The sequence below is a fragment of the Sphingobacterium sp. BIGb0116 genome (assembly GCF_024808035.1).
GTDB lineage: Bacteria > Bacteroidota > Bacteroidia > Sphingobacteriales > Sphingobacteriaceae > Sphingobacterium > Sphingobacterium paramultivorum.
Genome location: NZ_JANUDT010000014.1, coordinates 147559 through 169048 on the forward strand (window position 1 = coordinate 147559; position 21490 = coordinate 169048).

The 21490-nt window shown below is 38.0% G+C and carries 20 protein-coding genes; 15 read left to right on the forward strand and 5 right to left on the reverse strand.

What is annotated here, in order from left to right; all coding sequences use genetic code 11:
* Positions 1-41: 41 nt before the first annotated feature.
* Entirely contained in the window at positions 42-962 is a 921-nt protein-coding gene (gene rsgA, locus M2419_RS26815) for a ribosome small subunit-dependent GTPase A (protein ID WP_153844524.1), read from the reverse strand.
* A 106-nt stretch (positions 963-1068) separates the two neighbouring features.
* Here rsgA and polA point away from each other — a divergent pair, with 106 nt between their 5' ends.
* From polA to M2419_RS26870, 11 genes are all read left to right on the forward strand, one after another.
* Positions 1069-3870, forward strand: coding sequence for a DNA polymerase I (polA, locus tag M2419_RS26820; RefSeq protein WP_259256285.1), 2802 nt, complete (start codon positions 1069-1071; stop codon positions 3868-3870).
* Positions 3871-3874: 4 nt separating this feature from the next.
* On the forward strand, positions 3875-5005 hold the full coding sequence (locus tag M2419_RS26825; RefSeq protein WP_159727580.1) for a toxin-antitoxin system YwqK family antitoxin: 1131 nt from the start codon (positions 3875-3877) through the stop codon (positions 5003-5005).
* A 24-nt stretch (positions 5006-5029) separates the two neighbouring features.
* Positions 5030-5683 carry a phosphatidylserine decarboxylase family protein gene (locus tag M2419_RS26830; RefSeq protein ID WP_159727582.1) on the forward strand — a complete coding sequence of 218 codons (654 nt, stop codon included), beginning with the start codon at positions 5030-5032 and terminating at the stop codon, positions 5681-5683.
* Positions 5684-5746: 63 nt separating this feature from the next.
* Positions 5747-6784 carry a cell wall metabolism sensor histidine kinase WalK gene (locus M2419_RS26835; RefSeq protein ID WP_153844528.1) on the forward strand — a complete coding sequence of 346 codons (1038 nt, stop codon included), beginning with the start codon at positions 5747-5749 and terminating at the stop codon, positions 6782-6784.
* 90 nt (positions 6785-6874) lie between these two features.
* Positions 6875-7522 carry a DUF47 domain-containing protein gene (locus M2419_RS26840; protein ID WP_046671637.1) on the forward strand — a complete coding sequence of 216 codons (648 nt, stop codon included), beginning with the start codon at positions 6875-6877 and terminating at the stop codon, positions 7520-7522.
* A gap of 36 nt (positions 7523-7558) precedes the next feature.
* Positions 7559-8569 (forward strand): inorganic phosphate transporter, encoded by a 1011-nt coding sequence (locus M2419_RS26845; protein WP_046671636.1) that lies wholly within the window; start codon positions 7559-7561, stop codon positions 8567-8569.
* Positions 8570-8809: 240 nt separating this feature from the next.
* Positions 8810-10189 carry an OmpA family protein gene (locus M2419_RS26850; protein ID WP_153844529.1) on the forward strand — a complete coding sequence of 460 codons (1380 nt, stop codon included), beginning with the start codon at positions 8810-8812 and terminating at the stop codon, positions 10187-10189.
* A 181-nt stretch (positions 10190-10370) separates the two neighbouring features.
* Positions 10371-11783: a tetratricopeptide repeat protein gene (locus tag M2419_RS26855; RefSeq protein WP_153844530.1), complete on the forward strand. Its 1413-nt coding sequence runs from the start codon at positions 10371-10373 to the stop codon at positions 11781-11783.
* 98 nt (positions 11784-11881) lie between these two features.
* On the forward strand, positions 11882-12628 hold the full coding sequence (locus tag M2419_RS26860) for a shikimate dehydrogenase (RefSeq protein ID WP_153844565.1): 747 nt from the start codon (positions 11882-11884) through the stop codon (positions 12626-12628).
* A 44-nt stretch (positions 12629-12672) separates the two neighbouring features.
* Entirely contained in the window at positions 12673-13314 is a 642-nt protein-coding gene (locus M2419_RS26865) for an MBL fold metallo-hydrolase (RefSeq protein WP_153844531.1), read from the forward strand.
* Positions 13315-13319: 5 nt separating this feature from the next.
* Positions 13320-14549, forward strand: a complete 1230-nt coding sequence (locus tag M2419_RS26870; protein WP_153844532.1) for an FtsX-like permease family protein — start codon at positions 13320-13322, stop codon at positions 14547-14549.
* Here the strand turns inward: M2419_RS26870 and M2419_RS26875 are convergent.
* Both M2419_RS26875 and M2419_RS26880 read right to left on the reverse strand, forming a co-directional pair.
* Positions 14546-15193, reverse strand: a complete 648-nt coding sequence (locus M2419_RS26875) for a carboxypeptidase regulatory-like domain-containing protein (RefSeq protein WP_153844533.1) — start codon at positions 15191-15193, stop codon at positions 14546-14548. The two genes, M2419_RS26870 and M2419_RS26875, sit on opposite strands and share 4 nt — an antisense overlap.
* Positions 15194-15250: 57 nt before the next feature.
* Complete coding sequence (locus tag M2419_RS26880) at positions 15251-15526, reverse strand: NifU family protein (protein WP_153844534.1); 276 nt, start codon at positions 15524-15526, stop codon at positions 15251-15253.
* 242 nt (positions 15527-15768) lie between these two features.
* On the opposite strand from M2419_RS26880, the gene M2419_RS26885 reads away from it, so the two are divergent.
* Genes M2419_RS26885 through coaBC form a run of 3 tightly spaced genes read left to right on the forward strand, consistent with a single transcriptional unit; the run spans position 15769 to position 18218 of the window.
* Positions 15769-16698, forward strand: a complete 930-nt coding sequence (locus M2419_RS26885) for an outer membrane protein assembly factor BamD (protein WP_153844535.1) — start codon at positions 15769-15771, stop codon at positions 16696-16698.
* On the forward strand, positions 16682-17011 hold the full coding sequence (locus M2419_RS26890) for a DNA-directed RNA polymerase subunit omega (RefSeq protein WP_075990346.1): 330 nt from the start codon (positions 16682-16684) through the stop codon (positions 17009-17011). The genes M2419_RS26885 and M2419_RS26890 overlap by 17 nt, the downstream gene beginning before the upstream one ends.
* Positions 17012-17021: 10 nt before the next feature.
* Positions 17022-18218, forward strand: a complete 1197-nt coding sequence (coaBC, locus tag M2419_RS26895) for a bifunctional phosphopantothenoylcysteine decarboxylase/phosphopantothenate--cysteine ligase CoaBC (RefSeq protein ID WP_153844536.1) — start codon at positions 17022-17024, stop codon at positions 18216-18218.
* 46 nt (positions 18219-18264) lie between these two features.
* Here the strand turns inward: coaBC and M2419_RS26900 are convergent, their stop codons facing one another.
* On the reverse strand, positions 18265-19632 hold the full coding sequence (locus tag M2419_RS26900) for a methyltransferase RsmF C-terminal domain-like protein (protein WP_159727584.1): 1368 nt from the start codon (positions 19630-19632) through the stop codon (positions 18265-18267).
* 88 nt (positions 19633-19720) lie between these two features.
* Here M2419_RS26900 and M2419_RS26905 point away from each other — a divergent pair, with 88 nt between their 5' ends.
* Positions 19721-20107, forward strand: a complete 387-nt coding sequence (locus M2419_RS26905; protein WP_088163349.1) for an SRPBCC family protein — start codon at positions 19721-19723, stop codon at positions 20105-20107.
* Between the two features lie 69 nt (positions 20108-20176).
* Here M2419_RS26905 and M2419_RS26910 read toward each other — a convergent pair whose 3' ends face one another.
* Complete coding sequence (locus M2419_RS26910; RefSeq protein WP_182330592.1) at positions 20177-20896, reverse strand: hypothetical protein; 720 nt, start codon at positions 20894-20896, stop codon at positions 20177-20179.
* Positions 20897-21490 lie beyond the last annotated feature (594 nt).

Consider the following 21490-nt stretch of genomic DNA (forward strand, 5'->3'; position numbering starts at 1 on the left):
AGAAGGCGCTATTTTTTTATAAAGATTAAGATTTATATAGATTAAGATCTACTATCCTCATTATGATATATACTGAGGTAGCTATCGTAGCGCGAACTCTCAATAGAACCTTCTTCCACAGCCTCCATAATGACACAACCGGGTTCATTGATATGCCGGCAATTATGAAATCGACATTGATTCATCAACGCGCGCATTTCTGGAAAAAAATGAGATAGCTCCTGTTTTTCTATATCGACAATTCCCAACTCACGAATACCAGGCGTATCAATTAGCTTACCTCCAAAAGGAAGATCGAACATTTCAGCAAAAGTAGTTGTATGCTTTCCTTTGTCGGACCAATCGGAGATTTCACCAGTTTTCAACCCGTATTCAGGAACGATTGCATTGATTAATGTTGATTTACCAACCCCAGAATGGCCTGATACCAAGGTTATTTTATCTTTAAGCAGTTGCTTGACAACGTCGATATTTGTACCGGTTAACGCAGAAACCTCGAAACAGGGGTAACCAATATGTTCATAAATAGCTTTATAGTCTGCCAATATCTCCAATCCTTCATCACTAAAAAGATCCAATTTATTGAAAATAATTACGGCAGGAATTCCGTACGCCTCTGTTGTTACTAGAAAGCGATCGATAAAACCTAAAGAAGTTGGTGGCGAGGCAAGTGTCACCACTAAAAAAGCCTGATCCAGGTTTGCTCCGATAATTTGAGTTTGCTTGGACAGATTGACGGATTTTCGAATGATATAATTTCGACGAGGTTCGAGTTCGTGAATGACCGCACTTTCCTGATCAGGTTCCACATCAAAATGTACCCAATCACCCACAGCAACAGGATTAGTCGTTTTTATTCCTTTGGTACGAAACTTTCCTTTGATACGACAATCGTATCTTTTTTCATCTTCACCCAAAACTTGATACCAACTACCTGTCGATTTAGTTACCAGTCCTCTCATAAATCCTGTTGCATTAAATGTGTCATAGTACAAAAATCGGAAAAATTTATTAAACTTACCCTTTGATGAATTTCTTACCTTTGTAAGGAGACTAAAATTCAATTTTGTGAAAAAACTATTTCTTCTAGACGGAATGGCTCTCATATATAGAGCTTATTTTGCTTTGAGCAAAACTCCTCGAATTACCTCAACAGGGTTAAATACAGGAGCAATCATGGGATTTACCAATACCCTATTGGATGTATTGAAAAATCAGCAACCTTCCCACATAGCAGTAGTGTTCGACACAGCGGCACCTACCGCTCGACATATTGAATTTGAAGCTTATAAAGCACATCGTGAGAAAATGCCTGAGGACCTTGCCGCCTCTATCCCCTATATAAATCGCTTAATCGAGGGCTTCAATATCCCAATTATCACGATGGATGGATACGAAGCCGATGATATTATCGGAACACTTGCAAAAAAGGCCGAGAAACAAGACTTTCAAATCTATTGCATGACACCCGATAAAGATTTTGGGCAACTTGTGTCTGAAAATATCTTTATCTACAAACCTGCCCGCATGGGTAATGGAGCAGAAGTACAAGGTGTCAAAGAGATTCTTGAAAAATGGGAAGTTTCTGATGTTTGCCAGGTCATCGATATTCTCGGTCTTTGGGGTGATGCCGTAGACAATATCCCTGGTATACCTGGTATTGGAGAGAAAACAGCGAAAAAACTTGTTCAGGAATACGGATCTGTCGAAGGCATTATCGCTAACGCGGACCAACTCAAAGGAAAAATGCGCGAAAACGTAGAGAATTTTGCAGAGCAAGGGCTCATTTCCAAAAAATTAGCCACTATTTTATTGGATGTACCAATTGAACTCGATGAAAAATCGCTAGAACTGGAAGATCCAAACAAAGAAATCCTTGAACCACTATTTGCTGAATTAGAATTCCGAACACTTGGAAAACGAGTTTTCGGCGAAGATTTCTCTGTCCTTGACAAGAGCAGCCCTACAAATGGACAAATGGATCTATTTTCGACAACAACAACGACAATTACCACGACCGAAATTGTTACTGAAATTAGCGTCGAAAATGCTGCCATAAATAACATACATAATACAGCACATGACTATGTTTTGGTTGATACAACGGAAAAACAAATAGCGCTCGCTCAACAGCTTGCTTCTTTGGATAGTTTTTGTTTTGACACAGAAACAACGGGATTGGATGCAAACCTTGCCGACATCGTGGGATTATCATTTTCTTTTGAAAACGCAAAAGCATATTATGTTCCAACACCTGCCGATCGTGAGAGTGCTCAGGCTATAGTCGATATTTTTAAGACAGCTTTAGAAGACCCAAACATCGAGAAAATAGGACAAAACATCAAATACGATATTTTGTTATTGGCACGTTATGGTGTAAAAGTACAGGGGCCCCTTTTTGACACCATGCTCGCACATTATCTAATTGATCCAGATACCCGTCACGGAATGGATGTGCTCGCAGAAAATTACCTAAATTACAGCCCGGTATCAATCACCGAACTTATCGGTGAAAAGGGAAAGAAGCAAGGGAATATGCGTGACGTTGAAGTCGAAAAAATAAAAGAATATGCTGCTGAAGATGCAGACATTACCCTACAGCTAAAAAATATATTTCAACCTCTTCTTGTCGAGACCAACACCATGCAGCTCGCTCAGGATGTGGAATTCCCATTGGTATATATACTCGCTGAAATTGAACGAAACGGTGTAAAAATAGATGTTCCGGCACTTGGAGAGTTTTCAAAAACACTGGAGCAGGACATTAAAAATTTCGAGGAATCCATCTTTGAGAAAGCGGGCGTAAATTTCAATATTGCATCCCCTAAACAATTGGGAGAAGTCTTATTCGATAAACTGCAACTGGATCCTAAAGCGAAAAAAACAAAAACGGGACAGTATAAAACAGGTGAAGATGTGTTATTAGCTTTGGCCCATAAATCAGATATTGTCCAAGATATTTTAAACTTTAGGCAAATGCAAAAACTCAAATCAACCTATGTTGATGCGCTACCTGAGTTAATAAACCCCGAAACAGGGCTAATTCATACGTCCTACAATCAAGCGGTTGCCGCAACAGGCCGTCTGAGCTCAACTAATCCGAACTTGCAGAATATCCCGATCCGTACCGAACGGGGAAGAGAAGTTAGAAAAGCCTTTATCCCAAGATCTGAAGACAATGTGATCCTCTCAGCCGATTATTCGCAGATTGAACTTCGCCTAATTGCAGAGCTAAGTAAAGATCAAAATATGATGGAAGCATTTAGCCAAGGTCATGATATCCACCGAGCAACAGCCGCGAAAGTATACAATGTGGATTTTGATGCTGTTACTTCTGAACAACGCCGCAACGCGAAAGCAGTTAACTTCGGCATTATATATGGTCAGTCGGCGTTTGGCCTTTCTCAAAATCTTGGCATATCACGTAAAGAAGCATCCGATATCATCAATGAATATTTCAACCAATATACAGGGATAAAGAAATACATGAGTGATGCCATCGAGTTTGCAAAAGAGAATGGTTACGTTGAAACAATTTTAAAACGAAGACGTTATCTGAGAGATATCAATTCCGCAAACATGACTGTCCGCGGATTCGCAGAAAGAAACGCTATTAATGCTCCGATCCAAGGATCAGCAGCAGATTTAATCAAACTTGCTATGATCGCCATTCAAAAGGAAATTGAGCAGCGAGGTTTATCTGGCAAAATGATCATGCAGGTGCATGATGAATTGGTTTTTGACGTACCTAAAGACGAGATCGAGGTATTCAAAAAAATCATTTTGGATAAAATGTCCAATGCTATAAAAACAAGTGTTCCTTTGATCGTAGAAATTGGAGAAGGCAAAAATTGGCTAGAAGCACATTAAAGTTATGATTAGAAAACTCATCCATATCTTATTATTATTGTGTGTCTGTAGCTTCACAAAGCTACATGCACAAGATGACAAACCTGTATTCTATGAAAAATTAGACCAGGGATTGATTCGCTTTTATTTTGACAAATATTATTATTTAGTTTCAAAAGAGTGTGAGTTTAAAACGATCGAACGTGTGAGCAAATTTGATTTTGCAAAGCAAGTTTTTGATGGAGAGTTTCGCGATTTTGCGCCAAATGGATCGAGAATACTCGTTGGTTCCTATAAAGATGGTAAAAAAGAAGGCTTATTTAAAGCCTTCCATCCGAATGGAGTGCTAAAATGGGAAGTAAATTTTCAAAGCAACAATCCGACTGGTGATTGGAAATATTACTATCCCGATGGAAAACCCTTATTAACCATTACATATAATGAGCAAGGCTATTTTATCAAAGATTACTGGGACAACAGAGGCAAACAGGAGGTGATAGACGGCGAAGGCAACTATGAATTTTCTATTCCTTTTGAAGGCTTTACTGAATTTGGTTTTGATTTCTATCTACGCAAAGGAAAGGTGAAAAACGGTAGACCGCAGGGAAACTGGAATACATATTTCTACAATGTAGGTCAGCAAGCAGTTTACGCCATGACCCAACGCTTTGCAAATGGTGTACTCACAACGACCTATGACGACAATGGAGACCTAAATAATGAGGATTTCATGTCGCTAAGTATCCTCCCTTATGACTATTTTATACGAGCGGAACTATTTAACGGTAAGTCGTGCAGCTTTGATGATTATTCCAATTTTTATGCATTCCTAACCAAACGTTTTAACGACAATCTCAATAAAACCGGGCTAGACATCACCAAACAGGTTAACTTTTCTTATTTAGTGGAAGTAAAGAAAACCGGAATGGCTAATCTAAAGAGCCTTAAGTTAATATCAGATTCCGGCGACGAGCCTTTCGATGGCATTTTGAGCCGTATTGCGAGAAGTATTGACTTCTATTTCCCTACATATAAAGACAATCAGCCTCAAGACGACCTTATCAGAGTATCTGGCGGAATCACACAGGGTAATGACGGAAAAATCTATACCCATTCAATTAAAATCGAAAGACAAATAGACAATTCGAGTAAATAATTATCTTTGCAGAAATAAATAGATATGAAATTTCATAAAGAAGGATATACCACATTAGCGATCGCTGTACTTTTTATCTTCATTATCAATGCCGTTGCGGATTATTATGACGCTCCGCAATATGCTAAATGGCTTATTTATGTGCTCTCAGCATTCCTATTCATTACAGTTGTTCAGTTTTTCAGAAGTCCCAAAAAAGTGGTTAACCCGCAGGATGGCGTGATTCTTTGTCCAGCGGATGGAAAAGTTGTTGTTATCGAAGAAACTGAGGAAAATGAGTATTTCCATGATAAGCGGATACAGGTGTCTATATTTATGTCTCCTGTCAATGTGCATGTCAACAGAAACCCAATCAGTGGTTTAGTCACGTTCTTTAAATACCATCCCGGCAAGTTTCTAGTGGCTTGGCACCCTAAATCATCTACAGATAACGAAAGAACAACAGTCGTTGTCAAAGATAAGGCTGGACGGGAGGTTCTTTTCCGCCAGATTGCAGGAGCATTAGCGCGCCGCATTGTATGGTATGTAAAAGAAAAAGACGAAGTCGTGCAAGGCAATGAGTTTGGTTTTATCAAATTCGGTTCCCGCGTAGATTTGTTTCTTCCTTTAGGAACTGAAATCAATGTTAACATTGGTGATAAGGTTACTGGAGCAAGGACAATTATCGGAAAATTTTAACAATTTATTAATATCATTATAAGTAACTTAGGCTCCAAATCAGGGGCCTTTTTTATTCTGCAAATGAATTTTAAACAATTACTATTCGCAAACTCCGCAGCTGTCGGCATTGCAATATCCACGATCAGCTTTTATTATAAACATGACCTGCAGACAGCGCTGATCATTTTCTTTGTTGCTGTGGTAACGAGTTTCCTCCTATTTAACTACCTATTTGAAAAATATATATATCGTAGACTCAATACGATGTATAAATTAATTCATAACCTTAAACTCGGCAAGGATCTTAAAGATGCTATCGGAGAACATGTCAGTGAGGATCCTATTACGGATGCTGAAAACGAAGTCAAAGCATGGGCAAAAGATAAAAAAAACGAGATAGAGCAGTTAAAATCACAAGAAAAATTCCGTAGAGAATTTTTATCCAACATTTCTCATGAATTCAAAACGCCATTATTTGCTACCCAAGGTTACATTGAAACCCTGCAGGATGGCCTTATAGAAGAAGATATGGAAATGGCCAAGAACTTCTTAGATAAGGCTGCCCGGAATCTGGACCGGCTAAACTACCTGATTCAGGATCTTGATGAGATATCCAAACTGGAATCTGGAAAAATGGTTCTGAATATAGAGAAATTCGATATCGTTGATCTTATTAAAGACACCACATACTCTCTTGAGGATAAAGCTAAACAGCACAATATCAAAATAGAATTCAAGCCAAAAGCGGGTACACCACATTGGGTTAAAGCAGACCGCAATAAAATCCATCAGGTATTATACAATCTGATTGACAATTCCCTGAAATATGGAAAAGAGGGTGGAACAACGAAAATTAAGATTTTTCCGCTGTTTGAACAGGTTCTTATCGAGATTACAGACGACGGCTATGGCATCGAAGAAAAAAATCTCAGCCGTGTATTCGAGCGCTTTTTCCGAACTGATAAGAGTCGATCACGCGATATCGGAGGGTCAGGACTAGGATTGGCTATCGTAAAGCATATTGTCGAAGCACATCAACAAAACGTCAATGTCCGTAGTACAGAAGGCATTGGGACAACATTTGGCTTCACTTTACAAAAAGTTCAGTCGGGAAATTAAACAATTGATGACACTTTTGTGTTTAAACAAAATCAATGTTAACATTAACTTAACATTAAGGTATTATTTTTGCAAAAATAAATTTAAGATATGTCTTTAAATAGCATTTTTCAATACTTCGTTCCAAAGGATAAAAAATTCTTCCCTTTGTTTGAACAAGCCGGCAACAACTTGATCGAGATGTCAAAGTTGTTAAAAGATATTGTTAACTCAAGCAACCCTGAAAAGAAAAAGGAATTAACACGCAAAGTGGAAGATTTGGAACATAGAGGCGACAACATTACGCATCAAATTCATTTAGAGCTGGGAAAGAACTTTATCACTCCTTTTGACCGCGAAGATATACACTCTTTGGCAAGCTCATTGGACGATGTCGCAGATTTTATACACGGTGCCGCCAATAGAATGGACCTTTACAAGGTTGAAAAGGCCACCGAGCCAATGATTGAAATTGCTGACTTACTGGTTGAAGCTACCGAACATGTATCAAAAGCTATTCATGAGCTTAGAGATTTGAAAAATATTCGGAATATTACGGATTCATGTGTTCGCATCAATAGCGTGGAAAACAAAGCAGATTATATCTTTGATAAAGCTGTAGCTGACCTTTTTGAATTTGAAAAAGATGCAATTTCATTAATTAAACACAAAGAAGTGTTATCTGCAATGGAAGATGCAACCGATAAATGTGAGGATGTTGCTAACGTATTAGAAAGCATCCTAGTTAAAAACGCATAATCATTCGATTTAAGTACACAAAAATTCTACGAGATTATGATGTCAACATTACTCGTTGTTGTGATTGTCCTTGCGATTGCTTTTGACTACATCAATGGATTCCATGATGCTGCCAATTCTATTGCGACAGTTGTATCAACAAAAGTTTTAACGCCAGCAATGGCCGTCTTATGGGCTGCGATATTCAACTTTGCAGCTTACTTCTACTTTACAGATCATAAAGTAGCCAATACCATTGCAAAAACAGTATTGGAAGAATATATTACCTTAGAAGTTATTTTTGCGGGGTTACTTGCAGCAATTGGTTGGAACTTATTTACATGGTACTATGGTGTACCATCAAGTTCATCCCATACACTTATTGGAGGTTTTGCAGGATCGGGTATGGCTTACGCTTTCATCCTTGGCGCAGATCCTATTCACGCTATCAATATTGATGCTACCTTAAAAATTATTGCATTTATCGTACTTGCGCCTATCATAGGTATGACGATATCTGTTATCATCACATTGATTGTAATCAATCTGGCGAAAAACTCCCGTCCAAGTGTTGCCGAAAAATGGTTCAAGATATTGCAACTTGTTTCTTCGGCGGCCTTGAGCTTTGCACATGGAGGTAATGATGCACAGAAAGTAATGGGAATTATCCTTGTCGCTATGGTAGCTGGTGGTTATGTCCCAACGACTGAACACATGCCAGAGTGGATTCCATTGACTTGTTACGCAGCAATCGCTGCCGGAACAATGAGCGGTGGATGGAAAATTGTCAAAACGATGGGAACCAAGATTACAAAAGTAACACCATTGGAAGGTGTTTGTGCTGAATCTGCAGGAGCTGTCACCTTGGGTATAACAGAACATTTTGGAATACCAGCCTCAACAACGCATACCATTACAGGTGCAATCATCGGTGTTGGTGTTGTCAAACGTGTCTCGGCAGTACGTTGGGGGGTAACAATCAGCTTGTTATGGGCTTGGATATTGACAATTCCAGTTTCAGCTTTGTTGGGCGCATTGTCGTTATTGGTCGTACATTATTTGCTTTAGAAAAAAAATACTTAATTTTTTTCTTAAACCTATTGAAACAAAACAAAAATTTGGTACTTTCGTACCGGATTTTTGTTTTGTTGTTTCACATTAAATACTTAATTTAGTACAAAATATAGCAAAAACAAAATTTTAACATAATTTTAAGACTTTGGCACGGCAATTGTACTGTTCCATGTGTTAATACAATAATTAAGTTTGAAAACAATTAAAATTAATAATAACCTTAAAAACAAGAGTATGAACTATTCTACAATTAAAAAAACAGCTGTTGCTGCTACATTAGTTGCCGCTTTAGGTTTCGCTGGTACAGCACAAGCTCAACAAGTATTCGGTGGTAGATCACAATACAGAACTTGGTCTATCGGAGTTCAAGGTGGTATCACTACACCGAACAACGTAATCGGTGGTGGTAACGCTTTTGGTCAAAAAGTAGGTTACTTCCAAAATAAAGTAGGTGAGTACTATGGTTTGACAGTACGTAAACAATTCTCTCACTTATTTGGTTTAGAAGTTGAAGCTAACCGTGGTAAGATCAAAACTTACAACCATGATCTTTCTGGTCCTAGTGGTGCTATTGAAAACAAATTAGGCGCTCGTTCAGTAGAAACTAGTGTAAACTGGGCTGCTAGCTTAAACGGTGTATTCCAATTGGGTACAATCGATTTCTTAAGAAGAGAGAATTCGGTTAACTTCTACGCTAAAGTAGGTTTGGGAGCTATGGCTTACAACCCTGTTCAATACGCAAACAATGATTTCTCAGGAACAGTTGTTTATGACAACAAAGGTAAATGGGGTGAAGGTATCGTTGGTGACCGCGAAGACAAAAACGATCGCGACAACAAATTGACAGCTTTCGTTCCTGTAGGTGTTGGTGCTAAATTCAAATTATCTGAAGTTGTTGCGTTGAACTTAGGTTACACAATGAACTTTACGGATGATCAAATCTACGGTCCAGCTCGTCAATCTTCTTACAAAGGTAAATTCTCTTCAGTTATGGCTGGTTTAGAATTCACTTTAGGTTCGAAAGACAAACAAAACTTGACTTTTGCTAACCCGGTTGCGACATTGTACGATGAGTTGAAAGATCCTTCATTGAGAAACGAAGTTGAAGCATTGAAACAACGTGTAAGCACTTTAGAAGGTACTGTTAACACATTAAGCGCTGATGCTGATGGTGACGGTGTATCTGATAAATTTGACAAATGTCCTGGTACTCCAGCTGGTACTCCAGTAGATGGTTCAGGATGTCCAATCAAATTCCCAGAGCCAGTTATTGAAACTGTAGCTTCTAACGGTTACTACGCTCCAATTCAATTCGAATTTGATAGCTCAGTATTGAAAACTTCATCTTACTCTACATTAGACAAATTGGCTAAAGAGTTACGTGATAACAATTCAGCTGTACAATTAGATGGTTATGCATCTGCAGAAGGTTCTGATGCTTATAACATGACTTTATCTAAAGACCGTGCTAACTCTGTAAAACAATATTTAGTAAATGCTGGTGTTTCTTCATCAAGCATCACAGCTAAAGGTTACGGAGAGAAAAACCCAGTTGCATCTAATGCTACTGAGGAAGGTCGCGTTCAAAACCGTCGTGTTGAGATCAAAAAATAATCGTATATAACTTATACATTATAATAAGAGCCGGCTTTAAAGCCGGCTTTTTTTATTTTACCCGTATTTATCCTTAACTTTGTGGAGGATATCCGATTTGTGGAAAATTAGTTCGAACAAATTAGATAAGAAATTAGTATTTTGAATTAAGTAACAGAATACTGGTTTTAAACTTTTGAGAATGGAAGAGGATTTTGAATTTGAAAACCCCGAGGAAAGAAAAATCTCGGTGGACAGATATGAGGAAATGCTTCGAAACGAGGATCAGTATTTTTTTGACTCCAAAGCTTTTGAAGGAATTATTGATTACTATGCTGAAAAAAATGACCCTGTAAAGGCCTTACAGGTTACCGAATTTGCTATCAGCCAACACCCTTTTGATATTACCTTTTTATTGAAACAAGCACAACTGTTTTCAACGATTCAACAATATCAGAATGCGCTTGCAGCGTTGGATAAAGCGGAATTATTAGAGGCTTCAGAAGGGGATATTTTCTTGATCCGTGGTGGCATATTAGGCAGTATCGGCCAGTTTGATAATGCTTTGGAACAGCTCTTCAAAGCACTTCCGCTATTAGATAATAAAGATGAGGTCTATTTCCATATTGCGATGATCTTTCAAGCGCAAATGAATTATGACAAGGCAATAATTTATCTAAAGAAAGCACTTGAGCTCAACATGGATTACCAGGAAGCACTCTATGAATTGGCCTACTGTTATGATGTATTGGATAGACAAGAGGAAAGTATCTCCTTTTATAAAAAGTACATTGATTCAGACCCATACTCCTACTATGCTTGGTACAATTTAGGAAACTCTTACCATAAAATCAGCCAGTTTGAGGAAGCTTTAGACGCATACGACTATGCTATATTAATTAAGGAAGACTTCTCTTCAGCTTATTTCAATAAGGGTAACGCTCTTGTCAATCTAGACCGCTATCAAGAAGCATTGGATGTTTACAAACAAACATTTGAATATGAACAACCAAGTGCTGATACCTATTGTGCGATAGGCGAATGTTATGAAAAACTTGAGCAGATGGAAGAAGCCCGCAATTATTATAAAAAGGCAGTCAAATTAGATGCGGAGCTTGCTGATGCTTGGTTCGGTATTGGGGTTACCTTAGATTTCGAAGAACGCTATTTTGAATCACTTCATTTTTATAAAAAAGCATTGGAACTAGAGGACACAAACCCCGATTACTGGTTTGCGATTGCCGATGCCCGATATAAACTACAACAAATAGATCTTGCAGAAGAAGCCTATAAAAAGGTAGTAGCTTTGAACCCAACAGATATAGATGCGTGGCTCGATTATTCCTCAATTCTATTTGAACAAAGTAAAATTGAAGAAGCTATTAATGTAATATCCGATGCCATCACACAAAATCCAAATGCAGCAGAACTGTACTATCGTGTGGTTGCTTATCTATTTGCCAATGGACAATACAACGAAGCGCTTAACTTTTTGGAGCTTGGCTTAGCGACTGATCCCGATAAGCATCATATTCTTTTTGATTACCTCCCGCAGCTACAAGGGAATCAGATCATTACTGAAATTGTAAAAAAATATACAAAGCCGAAAGATTAACATACAATAGGCGCCACATCCGGTTGTTGCCACGCAATGACCGGATACTAAAAATGAAGATATATTCCTATCCCCACAATGTACTTTCCGCAATTCAAATGAAAAAATTAGGCTTAATAGGATACCCGTTAGGGCATTCTTTTTCAAAAAAATATTATTTAGAAAAATTTCATCAAGAACATATTACCGATGTGGATTACGATTTATATCCACTTGCTCAAATAGCCGATTTTACAACAATTGCTTCCAATAAAGATTTCTATGGTGTAAATGTGACCATTCCCTACAAGATAGAGGTTATGGATTACTTGGACGAGCTCTCGGAAGAAGCTCGTACAATACAAGCTGTAAACTGTATTCGAATCAGTCATACATCAGATGGCGCAACGCATCTAAAAGGCTACAATACTGACGCTTATGGTTTCGAGGAATCACTAAGGCCGCTACTAAATCCCCTGGCGGATAAGAAGGCTTTAATTTTAGGTAATGGAGGCGCTGCAAAGGCTGTCATTTATGCCCTGAATCAACTTGGAATAATGCATACTTTAGTAAGCAGAACCAAACAGGCAGACCAGCTAACTTATAATGAACTTAATGCTGCTATCCTAGCTGACCATACAGTGATTATCAACTGTTCACCGGTTGGCACATTTCCCAATACGGCAGAATATCCAAAAATCCCTTACGAATTCCTAACTGAGAACCACCTCTGTTATGATCTCATTTACAATCCAGAGGAAACAGCATTTCTTCGAAAAAGTAAAGAAAAAGGCGCCAGAATCAAAAACGGATATGAAATGCTGGTTCTACAAGCAGAAAAAAACTGGGAAATCTGGAATAGTTGAGCTTTCAATAGTAAGAAATCAATAAAAACTGTAATTTTACCACTATGCTTACGATCAAAACATTCACTTTCAATCCATATCAGGAAAATACTTATCTACTCTATAACGAGTCAGGAAATGCCATTATCATTGATCCTGGGATGTATGGCGAGCAAGATCAGCAAGAACTATTAGCTTTCATCGCAAACAATAATCTCAAGCCGACACTCCTATTAAATACACATTGCCATATTGACCATGTTTTGGGGAACAGTTTTGTCCATGAGAAATTTGGCTTGCTCCCGCAGTTCCACGAAGGTGAAGTACCCATTTTAGTAGCGGTTCAGAACTACGCTCCTCAAATGGGCATCCGATATGACATCTCCCCAATCGGAGAAACATTTCTAAATGAGGATGATACCATTTATTTGGATAAGGATGAGCTAAAGGTCATTCTTGCACCTGGACATTCCCCTGCACATATCTGCTTTTACTCAGCTAATCAAAAATTCTTGATCGGGGGAGATGTCCTATTTCGCAATAGCATTGGCCGTACTGATCTTCCTGGGGGAAATCACCAGCAGCTTTTGGATAGCATAAAAACAAAACTTTATACCTTGCCCGACGACACGATCGTCTATCCTGGGCATGGGCCATCGACAACGATTGGCTTCGAAAAAAATTCTAATCCATTTATCCGAGGATAAAAGTCATGAATCTGCCATTTCTATTTGCAAAAAGATATCTGTTTTCTAAGAAATCAGTTAATGCCATTAATATCATCTCTTCTATTAGTGTAATTGGCGTAATGGTAAGTAGTGCCGCTTTAATCATTTTGTTGTCTTCATTCAATGGAATGGAGCAGCTGATACTATCTATGTACAGTAAGTTTGCTCCTGAACTGAAGATTGAACCCAAGAAAGGAAAACTTTTTGACAGTAAACAGGCTGTCTTCAGTGAATTACGGAAGGATTCCAATGTGATTCATTACACAGAGGTTCTACAAGAGAAAGTATTGCTGCAATATTCAAATAGACAATTTATTGCAAATATAAAAGGCGTCGAACCTCAATCGCTAAGTAAAAAGGCCGGAGACAGTATCCTCGTAGATGGTCAGTACAAACTTACCCATGATTCGACTAACCTTGCAATTATAGGGGCAAGCGTACAGGCAAATCTGGCAATTCCTATGCAGAACTCTGCTGAACAAATTCAAGTGTATTCTCCGAGAAAAGGAGTAAAGAATTCTTCCAATCCTGCCGAAGAATTCAACATACGATCCATAGCTCCCGGAGGGGTATTGCGCTATCAACAAGATTTTGACAATTTGATTATTACACCAATTTCATTTGCTAAAGAGGTTCTCGGAGAATATGAGCGCGTTTCATCGATCGAGTTTTATCTAAAAGATGGTGTAGATGTTAATTCATTTGGGCAAGCAGTACAAAAGAAAATAGGACCGGATTACATTGTAAAGAATAGGGAAAAACAAAACCCTACCTTATATAAAAATGTACGTGTTGAACGCTGGGTTGTCTTTTTTATACTGACCTTGATCAGTGTGATTGCAATCTTTAATATTGTAGGTTCCTTAACCATGCTTGTACTAGACAAACAAAAGGATATGACGATACTGAAAGGTCTCGGTGGAGCGAATGATCTAATTCAACGTATCTTCTTTTATGAAGGCCTTATGATCGGCATTATTGGGTGTGTATTGGGCCTATTGATAGGCGGCATATTCAACTATATCCAGTCAGCCTATGGAATCATTCGTGTAGAAGATGGAGCAAATACAATTATTGACAGCTACCCTATGGTAAGTAATTGGAGTGACTACATTTTGGTGTTCATGACAGTCACCAGTATCTCTGGTCTAGTTTCCTATTTCTCCGCTAAACTAAGTGTCAGAGAACTCAATAAACTGAAGGCGACTGATTAATAATTAGAGCTTTTTCGGCTCTGACTACCTTTTGTAATCTGCTGGATTAAGCTGCCCCATGCAAAAGGATTTAACAATGGGTTAGCATAACGTTGGTTGATGACTTTATTATTCATCGTATTAAAGCTCTGCGCATTGTTAATTGAACGCATTTCATTTCCGTCACGTGGTATTACAGCTGCCATTGCCGACAAGGACTCATAAGACAAGGACCTTCTTACTCGCACGATGTTATCTTCAGAAACGTCTAGATTCATAAATGCAAGATTGAACTCTTCGATACTCGCCCATGGATAAGGTGTTACCATCGGAAGTTCCGTAACCAGGTTTTGCATAACGATATTTGCGGTATATTTATCACCAGGAACATCAGGAATAGTGACAACTAAAGGATCAAAACCGACGGAAGTAAAACGAATTGTATCGCCCACATGCGCTACAAAAGAGAAATAACCCTCGTTATTTGCAGCAAATGCTTCATTTCGGAAAGATAAATTAGTGACAGTCGCATAACCTACAGGAAGCCCAGACCCCACCGTTGTAACGATACCAGAGTACTGGATAATTTTCCTTTCCTGAGCATGTAAAGCAGAGGAACAAAAAAGTACAAATACAGCAAATAATATAGAAACCAGCAACTTCATAGAACAAATTTAAACAAAAGTAGCCGAACTAGCCGTTAAATTGTGTTAATAGAACAACTAATTAACAGGGGGTAAAGTTGCTTCTGGGGAATCGGGATCTGTTAAATTAATAGCCTCCACTGCTGTAATTTCAGGAACAGCCCTCTTAATTGCCTGCTCTAAACCAGCTTTAAAGGTCATAATGCTCATTGAACATGAAGCACATGCTCCCAATAATTTTAAACGCACGACATTATCCGCTGTAATCTCTTCAACACTCACATTTCCGCCATCAGTTTCCAAATATGGTCTCAAGGTATCTAATGCTTGCTCAACTTTTTCTTTTAAAGTCATACTCTTAATGCTATTCAATGATTGTAATATGTAAAGATAATCAAATATTTTAAAATGTGTATTTTTGAGCCTCGCTACCAATGGAAAAACAACAAGTAAATGACAATATCCCCTCTTCATAGCACCTATCGAGTTAAAGAATGTTAATAAGAAATGTTGTTTTTGCGATCAAATAATTATTAAACTATATTGCACAGTAAAATTTAATTGATTAGTATAACAAATTCACTTATCTTTGTAAAATGTTTTTAAATAGGCGTATAGCGGCTATCTGTGCCGGCATGATGTTTCTATTGGTATTTACTGGTTGTAAAAGTAAATTTGAGAAATTGCGCGCAAGCAATAATATCGCTCAAAAGTACGAAGAGGCCGTAAAACTTTATGAGAAAAAGAAATATACAAAGGCGTTAGTTTTGTTTGATGACTTGCGGACCAAGTTCCGTGGACAAGCTGAAGCAGAAAATATTTACTATTATTTGGCATTTGCCAACTACCGTCTGAAAGATTATACATCTGCAGCATTTCACTTTAAAGATTTTGCGGATGTTTATCCAAACAGTGCACGAGCAGAGGAATGTCGGTTTATGCATGCCTATTGCTATTACTTGGATTCTCCGAGATCAACCTTAGATCAAGCAAATACAAGAAAAGCAATTGATGCATTACAGCTCTTTGTCAATCTCTATCCCGAATCGGAGCGGTCCAAAGAAGCTGCAGATCTTATTCAGAAATTAAGAGATAAGCTTGAGCTTAAAGCATTTGCTAATGCAAGACTGTACTATGACATGGGTCTTACGGATGATTATAGGGCAGCTGTCATCGCATTACAGAATGTATTAAAAGAATACCCTGATACAAAATATGCAGAAGAGATTGAGTTTTTATCCTTAAAAGCACAATACATCTATGCATCCAAAAGTTTCTTCCTGAAACAAGAAAGTAGATTTGATGATGCCTTGGACTATTACCGTAGCTTCGCAAGTAATTTTCCGAATAGCAAACATATGAAAGAGGCAGAATCTCTTCGTGAAAATTCTGAAAAAGGGATTAAAACCGCCCTCTCTCAAGTGAAGGATTATAATAAAGCCGTTGCAGAGCAGGAAGTATATATCAAAGAACAAAAGGCGAAAAAAGAAAAAGAAAATACCCAAAAAGATGAGTCAAAAAAATAACAATTCAATTCCAAACTCTACAGTTACACGTGACTTGAGACAATTGGACAAAGGCACTGACAATCTCTATGAATCTATTGTAGTTATTTCTAAACGCGCGAACCAAATTGCAGTAGACATTAAAGAAGAATTGAACGGAAAACTTGCCGAATTTGCAAGTAACAACGATAACTTGGAAGAGGTATTCGAAAACCGTGAGCAAATTGAGATTTCAAAACATTACGAGCGTATGCCAAAGCCTACTTTGGTTGCTATTGATGAATTTTTACACGATAAAGTGTACTACAGAAATCCTTCAAAAGAGCAGGACTAATCCTTAAACAATGGCTTTAGCTGGGAAAAATATTGTAATTGCTGTATGCGGCAGTATTGCCGCATACAAGATTGCATCCCTCATCCGCCTTTTACTAAAAGCAGATGCCCGAGTTAACGTAGTCATGTCAAAAGAAGCGACAGCCTTTATTACCCCGCTTACGCTTTCCACTCTTTCCAAAAATCCTGTTTTAATTGATTATTATCAGCCGAATACCGGGGAATGGAATAATCATGTCGAAATTGCCTTAAATGCGGATTACATTTTAGTCGCTCCCGCAACGGCAAATACACTGGCCAAAATGGCCAATGGATTTTGTGACAACCTCCTAACTGCCGTGTATCTATCAGCGAAATGTCCGGTGCTATTCGCTCCAGCAATGGATTTAGATATGTGGAAACACCCGTCCACACAATCCAATATCAATAAGCTTAGTTCTTATGGCAATATCCTAATTCCTCCGGGAAAAGGGGAATTGGCTAGTGGCCTAGTGGGTGAGGGACGTTTGGCGGAACCAGAAGAAATACTGGATTTCTTAGTCAAATTTTCGGAGAAAGGACTACCCTTAGCAGGAAAGAAAGCGTTAGTATCTGCAGGTCCTACTTATGAAGCTATAGACCCAGTCCGATTCATTGGCAATCATTCAAGTGGAAAAATGGGCTATGCTATAGCCACACAACTTGAAGAACTTGGCGCAGACGTCACGCTAGTATCAGGCCCCAGCGCCCTTAAACTACCCAAAGGCGTCGATACCATTTCAGTAACCTCGGCAGCTGAGATGTTACATGCCTGTGAAGAACATTTTGAAGCCGCAGATATTGTTGTGATGAGTGCTGCTGTGGCAGACTACACACCAGTTGAAGTTGCTAGCCAAAAAATAAAAAAGAAAGAAAACGAATTCTCCATTGAGCTGAAAAAAACGGTAGATATTCTGGCAACTTTAGGGGCTAAAAAGAAAGAAAACCAATTACTCGTTGGGTTTGCATTGGAAACCAATAATGAGCTCGAAAACGCGAAAGGCAAATTGATTCGAAAAAACCTGGATTTTATCGTGCTCAATTCCATGCAGGATAAAGGAGCCGGCTTCGCAACAGATACCAATAAAGTCACTATAATCGATCGGTCTGGAAATACCCGTGAGTTTAGCCTAAAATCGAAAGAAGAAGTTGCTAAAGATATCTGTTCAATTATAGTGAGCCTTTCCTAAGCGCAACTTTTATAAACATACTCTCCGCGTTCAATGCTTCTAAATTTTATAAATTTACAATCCTCAATTCCTTTGGATAATAGTTATTGATTCGGTTGGTCAATACCTTCATCCAGCCTAAAGGTTTACCTTCAAAAATTGCTATTGTCCATCCTTGAAGACTTTCGCCAATCGTATCCACAGCTATATTTTCCTTTCTAAGGTAATTACGCGCATCTTCAAGCGACAATTCTACCGATTGAAAGTCTTTGGTCAAATGATTACTCAAAGCCAGTGCATGGCTTGGTATTAGCTCCTTTCTGCTAAGCTTGCCGACATTCGTTCCCGCATTCTTAAGATAAAGTACATTTTGAAGATACTTTAGATCATGTTCGTACATTTTTGGGAAAACATATACATCCTCATGATGAAGAAAAGTATGAAAGCTAGTACTATCCGAAATCCAGTTATCTAAAATTCCTTTGGGTACATCTGATTTCTCTGGTTTAATTCGCTTTCTATTGAATGTTTCCTGTTCACCAACCTTCTTAAGGACAGCAATAAAAAAGCCCTCTCCACCTAATTTATGCGGGTAAAATCGATAACCGTGTGCACGATGCTTATTAGAATTTGTATGATCAATTCCCCAATGCTCTTCAATAGCTATTTCAACAGATTCAAAATCGCCGCTATCCAATAGCCAATCGACAATATCTTCATTTTCTTCCGGTGAATAAGAACAGGTTGAATAAAACAAATATCCGCCTCTATTTAAAGCGCTCAAGCTTTCAACCAAAATCCGTTGTTGTCTTTCGCTACAAAGCTTAACATTAGCTTCGGACCATTCATCGATGGCATCGGCATCTTTTCTAAACATTCCAGATCCAGAACATGGCGCATCAACAACCATCAAATCGAAGTATCCAGGAAGACGATTAAACGCTGCAGGATCATTATTTGTAGTTACTGTGTTCGCATTTCCCCATTTCATTAAGTTATCTTGCAGGATTGTAACCCTTGTTTTAATAATTTCATTTGCAACCAAGAGTGATTCCGGATGTAAGCTACTGTTTAATAAGGTAGACTTTCCTCCTGGTGCGGCGCATAAATCCAACGCCCGAATACTCCCCTCATGTAACTTCAAACTTCGAATGATATGATCGATGAACATGGAAGAAGCATCTTGTGGATAATATGCTCCAGCATGAAATAATGGATCTAACGTAAACACTGGACGATCCTGAAGATAATAAGCCACATTACACCAGGGAACTTGCCCTGCATTAGGAAACGGACAATCTTCTAATTTATTAGGGTTTAGGCGTATTGCTGTCGCCCGAATACCTTCCTCATGTATCTTAATAAATGCATCAGTATCAAATAGCGGATTCACTCCTAACTTTTTCACTAAAGAATTTGGCAGAAAATTACTCATGTTGTCCCAATAGTTTGCGATAAAATTAAGATAAATAAAAATGAAGTCAAAATAAGTGGTAAATTACAAGAAAGAGTAACTTTGCACCATGAAAGAATTCAAGAAATATGCTATTATTCCTGCGACTCCAGAGGAACTGTATCTTGCATTAACGACCGAAATTACCGCTCGTCTTTGGACAGGGGACCTTGTGTCAATAGACCCTACTGTCAATGGAGAATTCTCTTTGTGGGATGGTGCTATAACTGGCCGATTCTTGGAACTAGAACCATCGACAAAAATTGTACAAGAATGGTATTTCGGTGAAACAGACAGCCCTTCTATTGTTACATTAAAGTTGCATGAACATAAAAAAGGGACTTCCTTGGAAATTAGGCAAACGAATATACCTGATGAAGACTTTGAAAATATCTCGGATGGATGGGAAGATCCTTATATATCTTCATTAATTGATTTTTATACAGAAGAAGATTAAAGTCTATTATCTCAGAATTCCTTTTTGATGATATATTAGATTACTGGCGTCATAAATGACGCCAGTAATCTAATAAATTATACGTTCCGAAACGATGCCGGGCCCATTTTCCTTAGATAACCTGACTTCATTATATTTTTTTATATAATTTAAAAACAACTCGTAACTATATTTTCGTTCAAGCTGAAATTGCTTTAATATGGTTGGTTCATCTTCTATTAATGCTGATAGCGCTTTAGCCCTTTGTTTTACATCTTGCCCCAAAATATCTTTTACAACATCATTCAATTCAATTATCTCTCCAGAAGAACACTTAAGAGCACACCAATATTTCCTTGTCGTGAAACCGAGAAGAGCTCCAGAGGTTCCACCTCCCACCGCCAAGCCAGAACTTTTAAAATAATAGACCGTTATTTCACCATCCTGAATTAATTCAGCAAATCTTAATTCCTCTGATTTTTCTTTATTAATCCGAAAAACCTGAGGTTTTGTATTTTTAACCTTTTCTAGCCCTTTTTCGATGTAAGAAGGTGCGAAAATTTTGTTTTTACTATTTTGATAAACACGAAAAACTTGGTCTGGAAAAAAATCCATCTGCGTATCTCCATCACGCCATGACAATTTACTATCCGTAACTGAAGAAACTTTCCCATATAAGCTATCTCCATTCATGAAAACAATATAATCTGTATTATTAGATTTCTTTTGAGCACAAAGTGTTTCGGAAAATATAAGTAGAGCAATAACTACCATCATTTGGCCCAACATTAATAATTTAGCTTTTTTCATTATATAAGTTAATGTCCACAAATATACAATTCATTCCAATACTTCACTTTACGCCCTGTAAAAACATAAAAAAATTAAACATTTAACTTAAATATCTATACGTAGCGTACTATAATTGTCTCATTGCTCATGTTTTAGACATTCCTAGGCATATGGAATATTAAGTAAAAAATTATAAATATTTAAGTTAAAATTCCATATAAAATGTTCTATCTCTATTACTAGTTTTACGACCTCATTCCTGCTCGGCACAACGAACGTTATAGGTTTGCGAATTTGATAACGCCAACAATGCTCTCACTAAGAAAATCATACGTAGATATTTTGTTTCTATAAATCCATACCAGTAATTCTACATCAAGTAAGCAGAATTAGTTACAGTAGGCTTAATTCGCTTGCTTAAGTTTTAGTACTAGAAAATTATCATACAGTAAACTCAAGCTGAGTGCTGCGATAACCAATATGCGGAGGACAGGCAATAGCCTGTACATGGAAATACGGAAGTATTTAAACGAAAGAAGCCCTTGACTGTTTCCAGCAAGGGCTTCCGTGTAAAAAAAGGCACCGACCTACTCTCCCACCTGTTACGGCAAT

What these genes read in the sequence shown, in the direction of transcription:
- rsgA (WP_153844524.1), bottom strand. Translation starts at nt 962, where the DNA reads ATGAGAGGACTGGTAACTAAATCGACAGGTAGTTGGTATCAAGTTTTG.
- M2419_RS26825 (WP_159727580.1), top strand. Translation starts at nt 3,875, where the DNA reads ATGATTAGAAAACTCATCCATATCTTATTATTATTGTGTGTCTGTAGC.
- M2419_RS26830 (WP_159727582.1), top strand. Translation starts at nt 5,030, where the DNA reads ATGAAATTTCATAAAGAAGGATATACCACATTAGCGATCGCTGTACTT.
- M2419_RS26835 (WP_153844528.1), top strand. Translation starts at nt 5,747, where the DNA reads ATGAATTTTAAACAATTACTATTCGCAAACTCCGCAGCTGTCGGCATT.
- M2419_RS26840 (WP_046671637.1), top strand. Translation starts at nt 6,875, where the DNA reads ATGTCTTTAAATAGCATTTTTCAATACTTCGTTCCAAAGGATAAAAAA.
- M2419_RS26845 (WP_046671636.1), top strand. Translation starts at nt 7,559, where the DNA reads ATGATGTCAACATTACTCGTTGTTGTGATTGTCCTTGCGATTGCTTTT.
- M2419_RS26850 (WP_153844529.1), top strand. Translation starts at nt 8,810, where the DNA reads ATGAACTATTCTACAATTAAAAAAACAGCTGTTGCTGCTACATTAGTT.
- M2419_RS26855 (WP_153844530.1), top strand. Translation starts at nt 10,371, where the DNA reads ATGGAAGAGGATTTTGAATTTGAAAACCCCGAGGAAAGAAAAATCTCG.
- M2419_RS26860 (WP_153844565.1), top strand. Translation starts at nt 11,882, where the DNA reads ATGAAAAAATTAGGCTTAATAGGATACCCGTTAGGGCATTCTTTTTCA.
- M2419_RS26865 (WP_153844531.1), top strand. Translation starts at nt 12,673, where the DNA reads ATGCTTACGATCAAAACATTCACTTTCAATCCATATCAGGAAAATACT.
- M2419_RS26870 (WP_153844532.1), top strand. Translation starts at nt 13,320, where the DNA reads ATGAATCTGCCATTTCTATTTGCAAAAAGATATCTGTTTTCTAAGAAA.
- M2419_RS26875 (WP_153844533.1), bottom strand. Translation starts at nt 15,193, where the DNA reads ATGAAGTTGCTGGTTTCTATATTATTTGCTGTATTTGTACTTTTTTGT.
- M2419_RS26880 (WP_153844534.1), bottom strand. Translation starts at nt 15,526, where the DNA reads ATGACTTTAAAAGAAAAAGTTGAGCAAGCATTAGATACCTTGAGACCA.
- M2419_RS26885 (WP_153844535.1), top strand. Translation starts at nt 15,769, where the DNA reads ATGTTTTTAAATAGGCGTATAGCGGCTATCTGTGCCGGCATGATGTTT.
- M2419_RS26890 (WP_075990346.1), top strand. Translation starts at nt 16,682, where the DNA reads ATGAGTCAAAAAAATAACAATTCAATTCCAAACTCTACAGTTACACGT.
- coaBC (WP_153844536.1), top strand. Translation starts at nt 17,022, where the DNA reads ATGGCTTTAGCTGGGAAAAATATTGTAATTGCTGTATGCGGCAGTATT.
- M2419_RS26900 (WP_159727584.1), bottom strand. Translation starts at nt 19,632, where the DNA reads ATGAGTAATTTTCTGCCAAATTCTTTAGTGAAAAAGTTAGGAGTGAAT.
- M2419_RS26905 (WP_088163349.1), top strand. Translation starts at nt 19,721, where the DNA reads ATGAAAGAATTCAAGAAATATGCTATTATTCCTGCGACTCCAGAGGAA.
- M2419_RS26910 (WP_182330592.1), bottom strand. Translation starts at nt 20,896, where the DNA reads ATGAAAAAAGCTAAATTATTAATGTTGGGCCAAATGATGGTAGTTATT.